Source organism: Kribbella sp. NBC_01245 (assembly GCF_036226525.1).
Taxonomy (GTDB): Bacteria; Actinomycetota; Actinomycetes; order Propionibacteriales; family Kribbellaceae; genus Kribbella.
In genome coordinates this window covers 6615614-6632923 of sequence record NZ_CP108487.1, presented here as the reverse complement: position 1 = coordinate 6632923, position 17310 = coordinate 6615614, and the positions used below count along the sequence as shown (strand labels likewise).

15 protein-coding genes are annotated in these 17310 nt (G+C 67.4%); 12 read left to right on the top strand and 3 right to left on the bottom strand.

Annotated elements, in window-relative coordinates:
• The first annotated feature begins 48 nt into the window (after positions 1–48).
• Genes OG394_RS30275 through OG394_RS30260 form a run of 4 tightly spaced genes read left to right on the top strand, consistent with a single transcriptional unit; the run spans position 49 to position 3043 of the window.
• Complete coding sequence (locus OG394_RS30275) at positions 49–444, top strand: TOBE domain-containing protein (RefSeq protein ID WP_328990560.1); 396 nt, start codon at positions 49–51, stop codon at positions 442–444.
• Entirely contained in the window at positions 445–1200 is a 756-nt protein-coding gene (gene modA, locus OG394_RS30270) for a molybdate ABC transporter substrate-binding protein (RefSeq protein ID WP_328990559.1), read from the top strand.
• A complete protein-coding gene (modB, locus tag OG394_RS30265) occupies positions 1197–1997 on the top strand; it encodes a molybdate ABC transporter permease subunit (protein ID WP_328990558.1) in 801 nt (266 codons plus the stop codon). The genes modA and modB overlap by 4 nt, the downstream gene beginning before the upstream one ends.
• Positions 1994–3043, top strand: coding sequence for a sulfate/molybdate ABC transporter ATP-binding protein (locus OG394_RS30260; RefSeq protein ID WP_328990557.1), 1050 nt, complete (start codon positions 1994–1996; stop codon positions 3041–3043). Before modB ends, OG394_RS30260 begins: the two co-directional genes overlap by 4 nt.
• On the opposite strand, the gene OG394_RS30255 is transcribed toward OG394_RS30260, so the two are convergent.
• The gene (locus tag OG394_RS30255; RefSeq protein WP_328990556.1) at positions 3009–3902 is read right to left on the bottom strand and encodes a LysR family transcriptional regulator; all 894 of its coding nucleotides are present in this window, start codon (positions 3900–3902) and stop codon (positions 3009–3011) included. The two genes, OG394_RS30260 and OG394_RS30255, sit on opposite strands and share 35 nt — an antisense overlap.
• 71 nt (positions 3903–3973) lie before the next feature.
• Here OG394_RS30255 and OG394_RS30250 point away from each other — a divergent pair, with 71 nt between their 5' ends.
• Entirely contained in the window at positions 3974–4720 is a 747-nt protein-coding gene (locus OG394_RS30250; RefSeq protein WP_328990555.1) for a class I SAM-dependent methyltransferase, read from the top strand.
• A 183-nt stretch (positions 4721–4903) separates the two neighbouring features.
• Here the strand turns inward: OG394_RS30250 and OG394_RS30245 are convergent, their stop codons facing one another.
• Entirely contained in the window at positions 4904–5158 is a 255-nt protein-coding gene (locus OG394_RS30245; RefSeq protein WP_328990554.1) for a hypothetical protein, read from the bottom strand.
• Positions 5159–5603: 445 nt separating this feature from the next.
• Here OG394_RS30245 and OG394_RS30240 point away from each other — a divergent pair, with 445 nt between their 5' ends.
• The 7 genes from OG394_RS30240 (at position 5604) to OG394_RS30210 (ending at position 16750) form a co-directional block, all read left to right on the top strand.
• Positions 5604–6758: an IS30 family transposase gene (locus tag OG394_RS30240; RefSeq protein ID WP_442914290.1), complete on the top strand. Its 1155-nt coding sequence runs from the start codon at positions 5604–5606 to the stop codon at positions 6756–6758.
• A gap of 892 nt (positions 6759–7650) precedes the next feature.
• Positions 7651–8550 (top strand): hypothetical protein, encoded by a 900-nt coding sequence (locus OG394_RS30235; RefSeq protein WP_328990553.1) that lies wholly within the window; start codon positions 7651–7653, stop codon positions 8548–8550.
• 196 nt (positions 8551–8746) lie between these two features.
• Positions 8747–11260, top strand: a complete 2514-nt coding sequence (gene lanKC / locus OG394_RS30230) for a class III lanthionine synthetase LanKC (RefSeq protein ID WP_328990552.1) — start codon at positions 8747–8749, stop codon at positions 11258–11260.
• A 22-nt stretch (positions 11261–11282) separates the two neighbouring features.
• The gene (locus tag OG394_RS30225; protein WP_328990551.1) at positions 11283–11420 is read left to right on the top strand and encodes a SapB/AmfS family lanthipeptide; all 138 of its coding nucleotides are present in this window, start codon (positions 11283–11285) and stop codon (positions 11418–11420) included.
• A 109-nt stretch (positions 11421–11529) separates the two neighbouring features.
• Entirely contained in the window at positions 11530–13476 is a 1947-nt protein-coding gene (locus tag OG394_RS30220; RefSeq protein WP_328990550.1) for a prolyl oligopeptidase family serine peptidase, read from the top strand.
• Positions 13476–15080, top strand: a complete 1605-nt coding sequence (locus OG394_RS30215; RefSeq protein ID WP_328990549.1) for an ABC transporter ATP-binding protein — start codon at positions 13476–13478, stop codon at positions 15078–15080. The genes OG394_RS30220 and OG394_RS30215 overlap by 1 nt, the downstream gene beginning before the upstream one ends.
• The gene (locus OG394_RS30210; protein WP_328990548.1) at positions 15077–16750 is read left to right on the top strand and encodes an ABC transporter ATP-binding protein; all 1674 of its coding nucleotides are present in this window, start codon (positions 15077–15079) and stop codon (positions 16748–16750) included. The genes OG394_RS30215 and OG394_RS30210 overlap by 4 nt, the downstream gene beginning before the upstream one ends.
• Here OG394_RS30210 and OG394_RS30205 read toward each other — a convergent pair.
• Complete coding sequence (locus tag OG394_RS30205) at positions 16729–17268, bottom strand: response regulator transcription factor (RefSeq protein WP_328990547.1); 540 nt, start codon at positions 17266–17268, stop codon at positions 16729–16731. The genes OG394_RS30210 and OG394_RS30205 overlap by 22 nt on opposite strands.
• Positions 17269–17310: the final 42 nt, after the last annotated feature.

Sequence of the window (17310 nt, the reverse complement as noted above, 5' to 3'; positions counted from 1 at the left end):
CCTCGGCGCAGGCCTGGGCGCCGCAGGTGCGGAGGTATTGTGGTGGTTGTGCCGAATTTGCGGATTAGTGAGGCGGCCTCGTTGTTGGGGGTCAGTGATGACACCGTGCGGCGGTGGATCGACCAGGGGCGGTTGCGGTCGGTGAGCGAGCACGGGCGGATGGCGATCGACGGCAAGGCGCTGGCCGCGTTCGCGCAGGAGCTGGCCGAGACGCCGGAGCTGGGCGGCACCAAGGCGGCGAGCGCCCGGAACCGGATGCGCGGCATCGTCACGCGCGTACTCAAGGACGGCGTGATGGCGCAGGTCGAGATGCAGGCCGGGCCGTTCCGGGTGGTGTCGCTGATGAGCCGGGAGGCCGCCGAGGAGCTCGGGCTCGAGCCGGGCAGCCTCGCCGTCGCCTCGATCAAGTCGACCCACGTTGTTGTCGAGATTCCGGAGGCCTGAGTGTTCCGCCGTACCGCCGCTTTTTTGACCGCAACGCTCGCCCTCATCACGACAGCTTGCGGAAGCGACGCTTCAGCGAAAGGGGACGGCCTGTCCGGCACAGTGACCGTGTTCGCGGCGGCCTCGCTGACGGGGACGTTCACCCAACTGGGCAAGGACTTCGAGGCCGCACACCCTGGGGTGAAAGTGAGCTTCAACTTTGCCGGGAGTTCGGCCCTCGCCAAGCAGATCACCGAGGGCGCGCCCGCTGACGTCTTCGCCTCGGCCGCGCCGAAGAACATGGCGCAGGTCACCGACGTCGTCTCCCCCGTCACCTTCGCGACGAACCAGCTCGAAATCGCTGTACCTAAAGGGAATCCGGGCAAGATCACCGGGTTGGCCGACTTCGGCATGCCGGCGCTGAAGATCGCGTTGTGCGCCGAGCAGGTGCCGTGCGGTGCCGCCGCGGCCAAGGTGTTCGAGGTGGCCGGGATCAAGGCCCAGCCGGACAGCCTCGAGCAGGACGTCAAGGCCGCGCTGACGAAGGTCCGGTTGGGCGAGGTGGACGCGGCGCTGGTCTATCGCACGGACGTGAAGGCCGCCGCCGATGAGGTCGAGGGGATCGAGTTCGCTGAGGCGGGCAAGGCCGTCAACGAGTACCCGATCGCCGTGCTGGGTGGGGCGCCGAACGTGGTCGGCGGGAAGGCCTTCGTCGACTTCGTCCGGTCTGACCAGGGCCGGAAGGTGCTGACCGTGGCAGGCTTCGTAGTCCCGTGAGCCGGCGGAAGGTCGGGGGGCGGTTGCCGCTGGTGCTGGTCGTACCGGCCCTGCTGGGGTTGGCGTTTCTCGTCGTACCGCTGATCGGCCTGTTGATCGAAGCGCCTTGGTCGACGTTGCCGGATCGCCTGTTCAGCGCCGAAGTCGGTCAGGCCCTGCGGCTGTCCCTGCTCTGCGCGTCGGCGGCGACGGTGATCTGCCTGCTGCTCGGAGTTCCGCTCGCCTGGGTGCTGGCCCGTTCGGAGCTGCCCGGGCGCGGCGTCGTGCGGGCGTTGGTGACCGTGCCGCTGGTGCTCCCGCCAGTGGTTGGAGGGGTCGCGCTGCTGCTGGTGCTCGGGCGGCGCGGGTTGATCGGCGAGCGGATCGACCTATGGTTCGGGTATTCGTTGCCCTTCACAACGGCCGCGGTGATCGTGGCGGAAACCTTTGTGGCCATGCCGTTCCTGGTCATCTCGGTTGAAGGCGCGTTGCGTGCGGCCGACCCGCGATACGAGGAGGCGGCCGCGACGCTCGGGGCATCCCGCTGGCTGACGTTCCGCCGGGTCACGTTGCCGTCGATCGCGCCGGGCGTGGTCGCGGGCGCGGTGCTGTGCTGGGCCCGGGCACTTGGCGAGTTCGGTGCCACCATCACTTTCGCGGGCAATCTGCCCGGCCGTACGACGACGATGCCGCTCGCCGTCTACCTCGCGCTCGAGACGGACCCGGACGTGGCGATCGTACTCAGCGTCGTACTGCTCGCCGTCTCGGTCATCGTCTTGGCCTGCCTGCGCGAGCGTTGGATCAGTGGTCTGCGATGAGCCTCACCGCCCAGCTCCAGGTCACGCGCGGGTCTTTCCAACTCGACATCGCTCTGGCGATCGCGCCGGGGGAAGTCGTCGCGTTGCTCGGGCCAAACGGCGCCGGCAAGACAACCGCGATCCGTACGCTGGCAGGCTTGTTGCCCTTGACCGATGGGTTCATCCGGCTTGGCGACGACGCGTGGGACGAACCACCCAAGACGTTCCAGCCTGCCGACAAACGCCCGCTCGGCGTGGTGTTCCAGGACTACCTGTTGTTCAATCACCTTACGGCGTTGGAGAATGTCGCCTTCGGATTACGGGCCCGAGGCAACGATCGGCATACCGCCCGCGCGCAGGCCCTTGGCTGGTTGGAGACGATGGGCCTCGCGTCGTTCGCGCGCCAACGACCGCGCGCGTTGTCCGGCGGGCAGGCCCAGCGGGTGGCGTTGGCGCGGGCTCTCGCGACGAAGCCGGAGTTGCTCCTGCTGGACGAACCACTCGCTGCGCTGGACGCCGGGACCACTTTGCACGTACGGGCCGAGCTCGGGCACCACCTCAGCCGGTTCGAGGGACGGACGTTGCTGGTCACTCACGATCCGCTCGACGCGATGGTGCTGGCCGATCGGCTCGTCATCATCGAGAACGGCCGGATCGTCCAGGAGGGACCACCCGGCGAGATCGCCCGCCGGCCGCGGACCGACTACGTGGCCCAGTTGGTCGGGCTCAACCTTTATCGCGGTAGCGCGGACGGTACCGCGGTCGCGCTGGCCGACGGCGGCACCATCACCATCGCCGAACCGGCTCGCGGCCCGGTGCACGTGGCCTTCCCGCCGACCGCGATCAGCCTGTACGCCGAACGCCCGTCGGGTAGTCCGCGGAACACCTGGCCCGTCATCGTGCGTACGGTCGAGCAACACGCGCACACCGTCCGCGTACGCCTCGACGGACCACCCGCGCTACTCGCCGACGTAACCCCGGCCGCCGTCGCCGACCTTCGCCTGCGACCGGGTCTACCGCTCTGGGCCACGCTCAAAGCAACGGAGATCCAGACCTACCCGAGCTAATCGCGTCGACTGCCTCGCGAGTTCGCTGCGTACCGGGCTGGCGCCAGCGAACCACCCACTCGTACCGCGGGATCGCGTCGCGCAACGGCCGTACCACCACGCCATCCGGACAAGGCGTCGACAACAACCCCAACGCAACGCACTCCCCCGCCCGAACCAACTCCAGCGCCGGGCCCGTGCCATCCGTACTCGCGGGATGCCGTCGCGGGCTGAACCCCGCCGCCGCACACTGCGCAACCACCAGCGCATTCCACTCCGGCGCGAAGTCGTCCCGCGGGAGGTAGTGCAACTCGTGCGCGAGATCGGCCAGGTTTATCGCGTCCGCCTTTGCCAACCGATGCTCAGCCGGTACGGCAACGCCGAGTGGTTCGCGATGGATGACCAATTGGTCGAGCCCATCCGGTTGGGTCGCCGTGGCTCCGCAGAGGCCGAGATCGAGGTCGCCGGCGAGAAGGCGCCGGTCCTGCTCGGCGCTGCCGCGACTACTCACTTCCAGCCGCATGGTCGGAAAGCGGTCGCGTAGCCGGGCCAACACCGCCTGCGGTGCCGCAAGCGCAGACTCGAGAACATCAATACGCAGTACGTCGCTACGCCCGCTCGTGGCGGCCGCATCCGCGATGCCCGCGCGGATCGCGGCCAACGCCTTCTGGGCATGCGGGACGAACGCCGCGCCCTCGGGGGTGAGCGTCACGCCTCGCGACGTACGGTCGAAGAGCTGGAAACCGAGCTGCGCTTCGAGCCGTCGGATCTGGTTGCTCAGGGCCGGTTGCGACACGTACAACCGCCGCGCGGCCGCGGTGAAGTGCAACTCCTCGGCCATGACCAGGAAGTAGCGGACCAACCTCAGATCTACATCCATAACCAGATCCTGTGACGCTAGCGCGAATGTGTCTTGGACGCCGAACCTATCCCGGGCCGACTCTGAACATCATGACAACACTTTCCGAAGAACTGCGCGCCAGCTGGGAGAAGCAGCAATCCATCCACGCGCCTGATCGTGAGCTCCGCTTTCAGTTGATGCTGGACAACGTCGAGCTGTTGAGCGGCCGCCCGGCCCGGGTTCTGGATCTCGCGTGCGGACCTGGTTCGATCACGCGGCGGGTGTTGCAGCGGTTCCCCTTCGCCCAAGTGGTTGCTCTGGACATCGATCCGTTGTTGCTCGACTTGGCTCGTACTGCTTTTGCCGGCGATGAACGGGTTGAGGTGGTTGAGGGGCAACTGGCTGATCCGGCTTGGGATGCCGGGTTGGCGCCTGGGTTTGACGCGATCCTCACGTCAACGGCGATGCACTGGTTGCCGCCTGAAGCCTTGGCTGGTGTGTATGCGGGCGCTGCTCGGCTATTGCGTCCGGGCGGGGTCTTCGCGAACGCCGACCACGTGCCGCTGGCAGATCCGGTACTACGCCAAGCCGCCGACGACCTCCACGCCCAACGCCTACGCGACACGTTCTCGGCCGGCGCCGAAAGCTGCGACGACTGGTACCACCGCGCCTACGCCGAGCCGGCATACGCGGGTCTCTGGGAAGAACGATCCCGGCGCCTATCCCACTGGATCGGCGATTTGCTCGAGCCGGCCGACTGGCATGTCGATCGGCTCCGCCAGGCTGGGTTTGCGCATGCCGAGGTTGTCTGGCGTCGGGGGAACGATGCTGTGGTTGTTGCGGTCAAGCCGGGGTGAGGTCTTTGGCGGGGTTGTGTTGGTGGCACTCGTCCCCCTGAGTTCTTGCGAATTGTCTGGTGGACCCGGGTCGCGTCAAGGGCTTCATCGGCTGACGCCGACGCTAACGCGCCCTTGACCCGACCCGGCTCCACCAACTACAGCGGGCTATTCAGGGGGACGAATGAGGTCTGCCCGCTTGCCTCACGCCCTCCCGTCCACGAATGGCCAGCTGATGCCGATCACGAATGGCCGAGCGGTGCGGTCGTCGGCGGCCGGGTGCTGCGGTGAACGGACGGCCCGGGTGGCGCCGACCTCGGTGGCCAGATCACGCCGTCCTCGAGTGGCCGAGTCGCCGCGCTCGGGCGGCCGGGCGGTGCCGTGCTCGAGTTGGCGGGTGGTGCCGGCTTCGGTTGCCGGGTTGTCGCGGAATGCTCTTGCCTGGCGAGGGGTAGCCACCGTGCGGGTGGGTTACCACCTCGGATTGGCGGGTTCACGTGGTTGTTGCAACACCTCGATTTGAGGAGTTGTGATGGTTATGTCGTTTGTGGAGGACAACGAGCGTCACGGTGCTGCCTTGTTGCGGCTGGTGGATTCGGGGGTCGGGGTAGCGGCTGCGTGTGAGTCGTTGGGGATCGGGCGTGGTCGTGGCTATGAGATCTTGCGGGCTCGTGGCCGTGGTTCGCGTCCGCGCACGGTGATCACTGATGCGTTGCGGGAGCAGGTCATCGCGGTGTTCAAGGAATCGGGGAACATCACTGGCGCGGGTTCGGCCTGCGGGTTGAGGCATGACACTGCCCGGCGGATCCTTGTCGTGGCCGGGCTGGTTCCCGCGGTGCGGGCCGTGAAACGCAAGACCCAGGCCAGGGTCCGCCTCGAGGAGTTGCTGGAGGCGGGCTGGTCCATCACGCGCGCAGCCAAGGAGGTGGGCGTGCATCCGGGTACTGCGCGGGACTGGCATCACGGGGTCCGCAGGGTGGGCAACACGCGGGTCTATCCCGATGGGCGGGTCGTGGACTACGGCACCACAACCCGATACTCCACTTCCATGACCCCATCAGCTGACGCGGTGATCAGCGACCGTTACCTGTGCCTGGACCAGCGGCTGGCGATCGCCGATGGGCGGGTCAACAAACTCACCTTGACCGCGATCGCGGCCGGCATCGGCAAGGACAAGTCCACAGTCTCTCGTGAGATCCGCGCCCACAGTGTTGAAGGAACCTACCTGCCCCACCAGGCCCACCGCGACGCTGCGGCCGCCAGGGCCCGGCCCAAGACCTCAAAGCTGGTCACCGATCCCGCGTTGCGTGAGCAGGTCGAGCTGGGTCTGGAGCGGAAGTTGTCGCCGGAGCAGATTTCGAACAGGCTCGTCAAGGACTTCCCCGACGACGAGAGCATGCGCGTGAGCCACGAGACGATCTACAAGGCGCTCTACTTCCAGGCCCGCGGCGGCCTCAAACGCGAAGTCCAGACCGCGCTGCGCACCGGACGGACCCGCCGCAAACCACAACGCCAGCCCGGCCAGCGCCAGCACCGGTTCGTCGAGGAGATGATCATGATCTCCGAGCGGCCCGCCGAGGCCGACGATCGCGCGGTTCCCGGCCACTGGGAAGGCGACCTGATCATGGGCGAGAACAACCGGTCCGCGATCGCCACCCTGGTCGAACGCACCACCCGCTACACGATGCTGGTCCACCTGCCCGGCGGCCACGACGCCGAACAGGTCCGCGACGGTCTCATCGCGACGATGAAAACCCTGCCCGGCCATCTGCGCGGCTCGCTGACCTGGGACCAGGGCTGCGAAATGGCCAAACACAAACAGTTCTCCATCGCCACCGACATGGCCGTCTACTTCTGCGACCCGCACTCCCCCTGGCAGCGCGGCACCAACGAAAACACCAACGGACTACTGCGCCAGTACTTCCCCAAGGGCACCGACCTGAGCATCCACGGACCCGAAGACCTCGAACACGTCGCCCAAGAACTCAACGGGCGACCACGCAAAACGCTCGACTGGGACACCCCAGCCGAACGCCTACGTGATCTACTCACCACCTAGAAACCAACCCGGTGTTGCAACGACCCCTCGAAACCGCCAATCCGAGGTGGTAACCCACCTCGCGGATGGCTAGCCACCCTCGGCACCCAGTGCTCCCGCCGAGGCGACCGGTCGCCGCCCTATTCCGAGTGTCGACCCTCGGAATGGGGGGTGGACTCGCCAAACTTGCCGGGTCGACTCCCCATTCCGCAGGTCGACCCTCGGAATAGGGAGGCGCACAGCCGGACTTGGGAGGGCGCTTGTCCCAACTTCGGAGTGGCGCTTCCGATGTGGAGGGGTAGCCGCCGAGGTGATGGGTTCACACTCGTGATCGGATGGGGTAGCCCGGGATCTTGGGGGGTTAACGTCTGAGATTCTGGGTTCCGGGCCGGTTACTTGGTACCGGAACCCAGCAGATCAAGGGATAACCGCCGATTTGCGGGCAGAAACTCCGCGAGGGCCAGCACGGGCGTCTTCCCGAGCGGACTGGACGTTTTTCGGGCCGAAAAACGTCCGGTTCGCTCAGGAAGACGCCGGCTGTAAGGCCCGGGCGCCCTGCACTAGGAATGGCTCGTCATCGGTGAGCGCGATCGCTTGTGGCAAACGGTCAGACTGCACCCGTCCCCCTGAATAGCCCGCCGTACTTGGCCGGTTCGGGTCGGGTCAAGGGCGCGTCAGCGTCGGCGCTAGCCGATGAAGCCCTTGACGCGGCCCGAACCGGCCTGACAATTCGCAAGACTTCAGGGGGACGGGTGCCCGCCAATCGCTGGCGCAGGGGACGGGTGTCCACCAAAAGCCGGGTCGACCGCAACCCGCGGCCTACGATCGAAACTGACCCAACCACGAGGGAAGCGGGATTCGCGCGATGGAGCCAAGTACCGGGTGGCGGGAAGTTGTGGGGGCGGATGAAGCGGTGCGGCATGAGGAGCAGGCGGCGCAGTTCGTTGCCATGCAGAGTCGGAAGAGCGAGAAGTACGGCATCGGTCGCGCTCTTCATCGCAAGCAACTGGCCGGGTTGCGGGCCACGTTTGAGGTGTTGCCGGATCTGCCGGATGAGGCGAGGCATGGGTTGTTCGCGGTGCCGCATAAGTACGACGCCTGGTTGCGGCTGTCGAATGGCGGGTTCAACTACGCGCCCGACAAGGTTCCGGATATCAGAGGCTTCTCGATCAAAGTCCTGGGTGTCACGGGTAAGGGCGCACTCGGGGGTTCGGCGGCGTCGCAGGACTTTGCGCTGATCAACCACTCGCGGTTCAGCTCACCCACCAGCGACGTCTTCACCAAGGTCGTCACCACTGGAGGTGCTGGCAGCCGAGGCGAGATCTTGAAGCGCGTCGTGTCCAACCCCGGCCTCATTCCCAAACTGGTCGCCGTGACGGGCGCGCTGAAGACACCGTTCGACGGTTTCGCGACGCATGACTTTCACAGTGCGGCGCCGATTGCCTGTGGTCCGTATGCCGTCCGCGTCAAGGTCGCGAAGGCTTCCGACCAGCCCGCACCAGAGGCGAACCAGGATTGGGCCGCGGACGTCTACAACCGGCTCCCCCTGACCCACGATGTACAACTCCAGTTCTTCAGTGACCAAGCAACAACCCCCATCGAGGACGCCTCGGTCGATTGGCCGACGCCGTATCTGACCGTCGCCCGGCTGACCATTCCGGCGCAGCAACGCGACCAGGCCTTCGACGCCGAAGTCGAGGCGGAGCGGTTCGATCCGTGGAACGCGCTGGTGGAACACAGGCCACTTGGCGAGGTCATGCGGGCGCGCAAGGTCGCCTACTTTGCGAGTCAGCAAAACCGCGGCGCGAGGTGACTGTCGGGATGACCCTGGAATACTCCAAGGTGACTGTCGGTCAAGAATGAACTGTCCAGTAGGAATGCTCGGCATTACGTACCCATCCGTAGCGTGTGAGTTCCTCATATGCCAGTGATGACGCCCGGCACTACGCGGTGGCTGTTCGGACGACACAAGATGGCTCTGGAACACCGACGAGCCGAGGGGGTCCGACGTGGCGCAGTACGAGCTCTTCTGCGTGGCCGACCGGACGTTCTACGACTCCCCGACGAACCGTGGTGCGGACTATCCGGACTTCGCGCAGACTACCCAGCCGGTGCCTCCCGGCTGGGATCACGAGCCTGGCGACGTCTGGATGAACTACGCCCCGACCGGAGTGGTCCTGCCACCGCAGGGATGGAAGATCCACGTCTCATCCTCCCTGGAGGGCGCGGACCACACGCTCGCCGTCGTTTGGGACTACTGCGTGCCGCGGGGTATCGCCTTCAAGTTCCTGCGCAACCTGCCGGTGATGGTGATGCTCAACTCGAAGTCGGCGACACGCGGATCGAGCGGCAAACTCGTCACCATCTACCCGGCCGATGAGGCGCAGCTCGAGCTGGTGCTCAAGGAGCTCGATGACCTACTGCCTGGCGTCAAAGGGCCTTATATTCTTAGCGATCTGCGTTTCGGTGAAGGTGCGCTGTTCGTGCGGTACGGCGCATTCGCCACCAGGTACTGCCTCAGCGATCTCGGCGAGCGCGTCCTCGCATTGGAGGACGGAAACGGCCGGCTCGTTCCGGATGTGCGCGGCGCCACTTTCGCCGTACCGGCCTGGGTGACTTTGCCGTCATTCCTCGAGCCGCATCTCAAGGCCCGGAACGCCGTCACTACCAACGAATTGGCCTACGCGATCGAGAGCGTGATCCAGTTCTCGAACGGTGGCGGTGTCTACCTCGGGCATCACCTCGAGTCGAAGGCGCGCGTCGTGCTGAAGGAAGGCCGTCCGCTGGCAGGGTGGGACGATGCCGGCCGGGACGCCGTGGCCCGGATCGGCCATGAAAGGGACATCCTCGAGCGGCTCGCGGGCCTGGACGTCGTACCGGCGGTGCATGACTACTTCACCCTCGGGGAGCACCACTTCCTGGTGGAGGAGTTCGTCGACGCGAACCCGTTGCAGCGCTTGGTGGTCACGAAGTACCCGCTGACCCGGCCGGACCCGACGACCGAGCAACTCGCGACGTACACCGAGTGGGCGCTCGACATGATCGCCAAGGTGTCCGCGGCCGTCGAGGCCTTGCACGGAAGGGGTGTGGTGTTCAACGACCTCCACCCCGACAACGTGTTGATCGGCCACGAGGAGCGTCTCGTCCTGATCGACTTCGAGGTGGCGACGCTCGCGTCCGAGCAGGCCCGTTCGGCACTGGCGCATCCGGGATACGCGGCACCCGGTGATCGCCAGGGCGTGGAGGTCGACCGGTATGCGCTGGCCTGTCTCACACTCGGCATGTTCGCGCCGCAGACGACCATGCTGCTACAGCTCAACCCGGCCAAGGCGTATCACCTCGCGGACCTCATCACCGAGACCTTCCCGGTGCCTAGGGCAACGATCGACACAGCCGTCCGGACCATCGTCGGCGACCACCCCGCGGAGCCCATCGCCGACGTCACCAACTGGCCCGAGGCCCGCGACGCGATCACCCGGGCCATCGTCGCCCACGCCACTCCGCAACGAGATGACCGCCTGTTCCCCGGCGATATCGCGCAATTCGAGCCCGGTGGTGGGGTGAACTTGTCGTACGGCGCGGCCGGCGTTCTCTACGCCTTGGCCCGCACCGGTGCTGGCCGATTCCCGGACTACGAGGAGTGGCTCTGGCGGCACACTTTAACGTCACAAGACATCAGGCTGGGCCTGTACGACGGCCTGCACGGCGTCGCCCATGTGCTCGATGAGCTAGGCCATCGTGACCGGGCGCTCGACCTGGTCGATCGTTGCCTCCAGCCACAAATCGAGCACGAATTGGGCCTGCACTCCGGCCTGGCCGGCATCGGACTGAACCTGCTGCACTTCGCCGACGAGATCGGCCTGGCGGCGGCGACCCGGGCGATCGACGAGGTGGCCGATCGCCTTGGCGGACCAGAGGACGTGCCGCAGGTCAGCGGCGAGGGCAATCCGCGCGCCGGGCTGATGTTCGGCTCGTCCGGCCCGGCCCTGCTCTTCCTGCACGCCTACGAGCGATTCGCCGATGCCGGCCTGCTCGACCTGGCGAAGATCGCCCTGCAGCAGGACCTCCGGCGCTGTTCATCAGATGCCACGGGAATGTTGCAGGTCAACCAGGGCTGGCGGCTTTTGCCTTATCTGGCAGAAGGTTCGGCAGGTATCAGCCTGGTCCTCGACCGCTATCTGCGGCACTGCCCCGACGACGAGTTGGTCGCCGCGCAGGACGCCCTGCGCGATGTCACCAAGTGCGACTACTTCGTCCAGCCAGACCTCTTCATGGGCCGCGCCGGCATCCTGCTCGCTGCCGCCGAAGACGAAACCAGGGATCAGCTGGTTCGTGGTCTCGGCTGGCATGCCCTGCCCGACGGAACGGGCCTCACATTCCCCGGTCACCAGCTCCTGCGCCTGTCAATGGATCTGGCGACCGGTTCGGCCGGCGTCTTGCTGGCTATGGGAGCAGCCGCTTTGCGGCCGCAGCGGATCTCCCTTCCATTCCTCGGATCACCCCAGCGGTCCGAGCCCGAATGAAGCCCGAGAGGAGGTGTACACGATGGCACTTCTCGACCTGCAAGGTCTCGAGGCCCCCAGCGGTGGCGGCGGTGGCAGTAATGGTGGCGGTAGCACCTTGACCGTCCTCGGTTGTGGTTCCAGGCGTCCGAGCAACCTGAGCGTGCTGCTGTGCCACTGATCCATCGGATCCAGTGAGGTCCTGGGCGGGACACCTCATTCCCGCCCAGGACCACTCGGCGTCGCCAAGCCATGGAGAGTTGCCAACGAGACCGGGAGGAGGCGAGTTGGTGAGGCGTTCAGACATCGTCGAGGTGCTGCACGGCCATGTCGTCGCGGACCCGTATCGATGGCTAGAGGACACCGCTGATCCCGATACCGTGGCCTGGCGGGCCGCGCAGGACGAGCGATGGCTGACGTACGCCGCGACGCTGCCCGGGCGCTACGCCTTCCGCACCAAGGTCGCCGCCCGAACCCGGACCGGCATGGTCTCGCCGCCCGTCTGGCGTGGTGATCGGCACTTCTTCCTGCGCCGCCGCGCCGGGCAGGACCACCCTGTCCTGTACGTCGTCCGCGCGGGCGTCGAGCAGGCCCTGGTCGATCCGACGCACCTGGATCCGACCGGCCAGACCACTCTCGACCACTGGGAGCCGTCCCCGAACGGCCGCCTGCTCGCCTACCAGATCTCGAGAGGTGGTACCGAGCAATCCACCTTGCACATCCTCGATGTCGAGACCGGCGATCCGGCCGATGATCCGATCGATGGTTGCCGGTACTCCCCAGTCGCCTGGTTGCCCGACTGCCGTGCGTTCTACTTCGTTCGCAATCGCCAGGTCCTGCGGCACCACCTCGGTAGTCGCGATGACCTCGTGGTGCGAGCGGCGCCGGCGTCGTACGGGCTGGAGCTCAGTACGGACGGCCGCTGGCTGACGATCTCGGCCGCGGAGGGTTCGCGCAATGACCTCTGGCTGGTCGATCTGGCCGAGCCGGGTCACGACCTCCGCGTCGTCCAAGATGGCGTCGACGCACAAACCGCGATGACGGTGGGACCGGATGGGCGGCTGTACGTCGCGACCACGCACAAGGCGCCGAGCGGGCGGATCTGCGTGGGCGATCCGTTCCATCCCGAGCTGGAGCACTGGCAGGAGCTGGTCTCCGAGGTTCCGGGTGCACCGCTGACCGAGATCGCCGTGCTGGATGACTTGTTGCTGGTCGGCCGGAGTAGGCACGCGCTGAGCGAGATCGGCTGTCACGATCGGAAGACGGGCGCGCGCCTTGGCGACGTACCGCTGCCCGGCCTCGGCTCGGTCGGTGGGCTCACCAGTCGGCCGACGGGGGGTTCGGAGGCCTGGTTCGGCTACACGGACAGCGTCACGCCCGGGGCCGTCTACCGGTACGACGCACGCTCGGGCGCAGTCGAGTTGTGGGACGGGACGCCGAGCCCGGTCGAGGGGATCCAGTCGCACCAGATCTCGTTCACCTCCAAGGACGGTACGACGGTCCGGATGGTGGTGCTGGCCAAACCCGGCGCCGACCCGCGACCGGCGATCCTCTATGGGTACGGCGGTTTCGGGCTGTCGCTCACCCCCACCTATTCCGCATTCACGATGGCGTGGGTCGAGGCCGGTGGGGTGTTCGCGACGGCCAACCTGCGCGGCGGTGGCGAGGAAGGTGCCGAGTGGCATCGAGCTGGAGTTCTTGACCGCAAGCAGAACGTCATCGACGACTACCTCGCCGCGGCCGAGACCCTGATCGCCGAGGGGTGGACGACTTCGCGGCAGCTCGGGTTGTGCGGCGAGTCGAACGGCGGCCTATTGGTCGGCGCGGCGATCACGCAGCGGCCGGACCTCTTCGCGGCTGCGGTTTGCTCGGCGCCGGTGCTCGACATGATCCGCTACGAACGTTCGGGCCTCGGGCCATCCTGGGTGCCCGAATACGGGTCGGCCGAAGACCCCGCGCAGATCGCCCACCTCCTGGCCTATTCGCCGTACCACCGGGTGACCGAGGGCACCGACTATCCGGCCACGCTGTTCACCGTGTTCGACGGCGATACCCGGGTCGATCCGTGGCACGCCCGCAAGATGTGCGCCGCGCTCCAGCACGCGACCGGCGGATCGCGGCCCATTCTGCTCCGGGCCGAGAGCGGCGTCGGCCACGGCAACGGCACGGTCAGCCGTGGCGTCGGTCTGGCCGCGGACATGCTCGCCTTCCTCGGCGCCAACACCGGGCTGACCTGATGCGCGGCCGCGGCTGGTTGCCCGTGATCGGCCTCACCGCCTTGCTGGGCAGCGGTGTGGCACTCGCGCTGCCATCGGTACTGGGCCGGACGATCGACACAATCGTTGCCAATGGCAACGTCCAAGGCTGGTTGGCGATCGCCACCGGGCTGGTCGTCCTCGGTATCACCTGCAGCCTCGTGGACTCCTTCGCGGGCACGGCCTACGAAGCCGGTACGACGGCTGGGCTACGCCACCAACTGGTACGTCGCGTCCTGGCGGGCGGTCCCGCCGGCGTCCGCGAATGCGATACCGGCGACCTGGTCAGCCGCGTCTCGGGTAGCGCGGTCGACGCAGCTCAGGCCGGTATCGCCCGGGTCACCGCTTTCGCCGCGATCATCCCGCCTGCGGGGAGTCTCGTCCTGCTGATACGGATCGACCCGTGGCTCGCGGTTGCCTTCTTCCTAGGCGTCCTGCTCGTCATCGGTGTGCTCTGGCTCTTCGCCCGGCGAACCGCCGAGGTCAGCCTCGCGTACGCAGAAACCCAGGGCCGGATCGCGGCCCTCCTGACGGAATCCCTGGCAGGCATCCGGACGATCACCGCTGCGCGGACCACCTCGGTCGAGAAACGCCGCATCCTCGCACTGCTACCCGAACTCCACCGGCACGGCCTGGAAACCTGGCGAGTGCTCGCGCGATCCGGTGCTCAGGCCGCCGTTGCCGGACCACTCGTCCTCATCTCCGTTCTGGCCGTCGCCGGTATCGAGCTCGCGAACCACCGCATCACCGCGGGCGATCTCTTTGCCGCCGCCCAGTACGCCGTACTCGGCGCGGGCCTCGGCAGCCTCACCGGTGTCCTGGGCGAATTGGCCCGATCCCGCGCCGGCCTGCAGCGAATCAGCCTGGACATCGAACCCATTGCCCATGGCACCCTTTCGCTACCACCCGGCCCCGGCCGGCTGACCTTCGATGAGGTGACCGCGGACGGACTGCGAATCGACTTGGAGGTGCCGGGCGGATCGACCGTGGCCGTCGTCGGACCAGGCGGCGCGGGCAAATCGGTGCTGGCCGAGCTGGCCGCACGCCTTCGTGATCCGTCGGACGGACTGGTGCTGCTGGACGGAATTCCCTTGCAGGCCTTGAGTTCCCAGGCGCTGAGCTCCGCCGTGGGTTGCGCGTTCGAGCGGCCAACGCTGGTCGGCGCGACGGTGGGCGAGGCGATTTCCGGAGGCGCGGTCAATCCGCTGCGGACGTTGGCCTCGGCCCGGGCGACCCGCGCACACGACTTCGTCAGCCGGTTACCGCAGGGCTATCAGACTCCGTTGCTCGAAGCACCTATGTCAGGGGGCGAACGGCAACGATTGGGACTCGCCAGAGCATGGCACGCCCGTCGTCTGCTGGTCCTCGACGACGCCACCTCGAGCCTCGACACCGCTACCGAACTCCAGATCAGCCAGACCCTGGCGAACGACCCCTTACGCCGTACCAAACTGATCGTGACGCATCGGGCCGCCACGGCCGCGCGAGCAGACCTGGTGATCTGGTTGCAGCGCGGCCAGGTCCGCGGGTTCGCCCCGCACGAGCAGTTATTGCAGGACCCGGCATACCGGAAGGCCTTCCAGTGAACCGGGAATTGGCCTTCGGACTTCACGCGATGCGGCGGCGGCCGACCGTCGTACTGGCCGCCTGGTCCGTGCCGGAAATCCTGCCGACGCTGTGCTACGGATTGGCCGTTGCCCATGCGACTGACGCGTTCCTGGACGGCCGTACGGCGAGGGGCCTCGCGTGGCTGGGCAGTCTGGTCGTGGCGGCGTGCGTAGGGGCGATCGGCGCCGGCCGGGTCTACCGACGGCTTGGCGACCTGGTCGAACCGTTCCGCGACACCCTGGTCGGCCGGGTGGTCGAAGGCGCGCTGAGCCGGACACGGGACGACGGCGCGGTGGCCAGGCTGAACCGGCAGGTGGAGATCGTCCGGGACACGTACGCCGGGCTGATCCTGGTCGTCCGGAACTTCCTGGTCACCGTGATCGGCGTCGTCGTCGGCCTGCTCTCGCTCAAACCGATCATCGCGGCCCTCGTGATTCCCCCGTTCTTGCTGGGCTTCGCGCTGTCGCTGGCCGTGCTCGGGCTTGCCGCGGGCCGGGTCAGAGCGTCGATCCGTGCCGATGAGGACCTGGCTGTCACCGCCGGAATGGCCTTCGCGGGGATTCGCGATGTGACGGCCGCGGGCGCCGAGGAGTACGCCGCGGGTCTCGTCGGCGTACCGATCGAGGCGCATGCGGCGGCCGAACGGGCGCTCGCCAAGGTCGCGGCCCTGCGGACGCTCTGCTTCGCCGTCGGCGGCTGGCTGCCATTACTCATCCTGCTCGCGGCCGCACCCTGGCTGGCCGGCCGAGGCGTCAGCACGGGCACCCTGCTCGGCGGGCTGACGTACGTCCTGCTCGGGTTGCAGCCGGCCCTCGGCACGATCATGGCGGCGCTCGGCGACAGCGGCCTGCGGTACGTCGTGACGCTCGGCCGCATCCTCGACACCAGCCCCACCCAGACCTCGCCACCCCAGACCGCGACCCGCGGACATCAGGTCCGGATCAGGAACGTGTCCTTCGCCTACGGACCGGACGCCGAGCCAGTGCTGGAACGCCTCGACCTGGACATCGCCGAGAACGAGCATCTTGCGGTCGTGGGTCCGAGCGGCATCGGCAAGTCGACCCTCGCGGCGCTGATCTGCGGGCTGATGCCGCCGACCAGCGGGCGGATCCACGTCGGCGGCGTACCCGCCGTACAGGCTGCGCCCGAGACCCGCGTGCTGATCCCACAGGAGGCCTACGTCTTCTCGGCCACCGTCCGGGACAACCTGGTCTACCTACGCCCCACCGCCACACCGGCCGACGTAGACGCCGCGATCGAGGCCGTCGGCGCCACCGCCCTGGTACGACGCCTGGGCGGTCTCGACGCGTGTGTCCGTCCCGGGCAGCTGTCCCCTGCCGAGCGCCAACTCATCGCCCTCACCCGGGCCTACCTGTCGCCGGCGCCGCTGGTCATCCTGGACGAGGCCACCTGCCATCTCGATCCCGAGGCCGAACGCCGGGCCGAGGAATCCTTCGCCGCACGGTCGGGCGGCCTGATCGTCATCGCCCACCGGGTCAGCTCGGCCCTCCGCGCCCGCCGGGTCCTCGTGCTCGACGGGCGGCACCCGACTGTAGGGACCCACACGAGCCTGCTGGCCGAGTCGCCGCTCTACCGCGAGCTGGTCGGCCACTGGCAGCAGGGCGATCAGATCCAGCCGGCGTCCTGAGCCTTGCGGATCGCGTCGATCCGGCTACGCGCGCCGGTCTTCGAGAGAATCCGGGACATGTAGTTCCGGACGGTGCCGGCACTGAGGCACAGAGTGCGCGCGATCTCCGGCACGGTCGCACCCGTCCGGACCATTCGCAGCACCTCGGCCTCACGTCCGGTCAAGGGATTGTCACCCGCCTTGAGCGCAGCCATGGCCAGCTCGATATCCAGCACGGGTTTCCCGGTCGCCACCTGCCGTACGGCGTCCACGAGATCGTCCGGAGACGCGTCCGTCGCGAGCAAACCGACCCGCGGCGATTGACGCAGCAGTGCCAGCGCCAGCGAGCTGGTCGCCTCGTCCCGCTCGATCAGGATCAGCACCCCAGGACCGGCCAGGCGCCGGCATAACTCCTCTATGCCGATATCGCCCGGCAGGAGTGGATCGAGCACGATGACATGCGGACCGCTGGCGGAGATGAGCACGTCATCCGCACTCTCCAACTCCGCGACCACGGTCAAATCGGTCTCTCTGGACAAAACCGCGGCCAGTGCTCCACGCACTAAATTGCCGCGATGCCC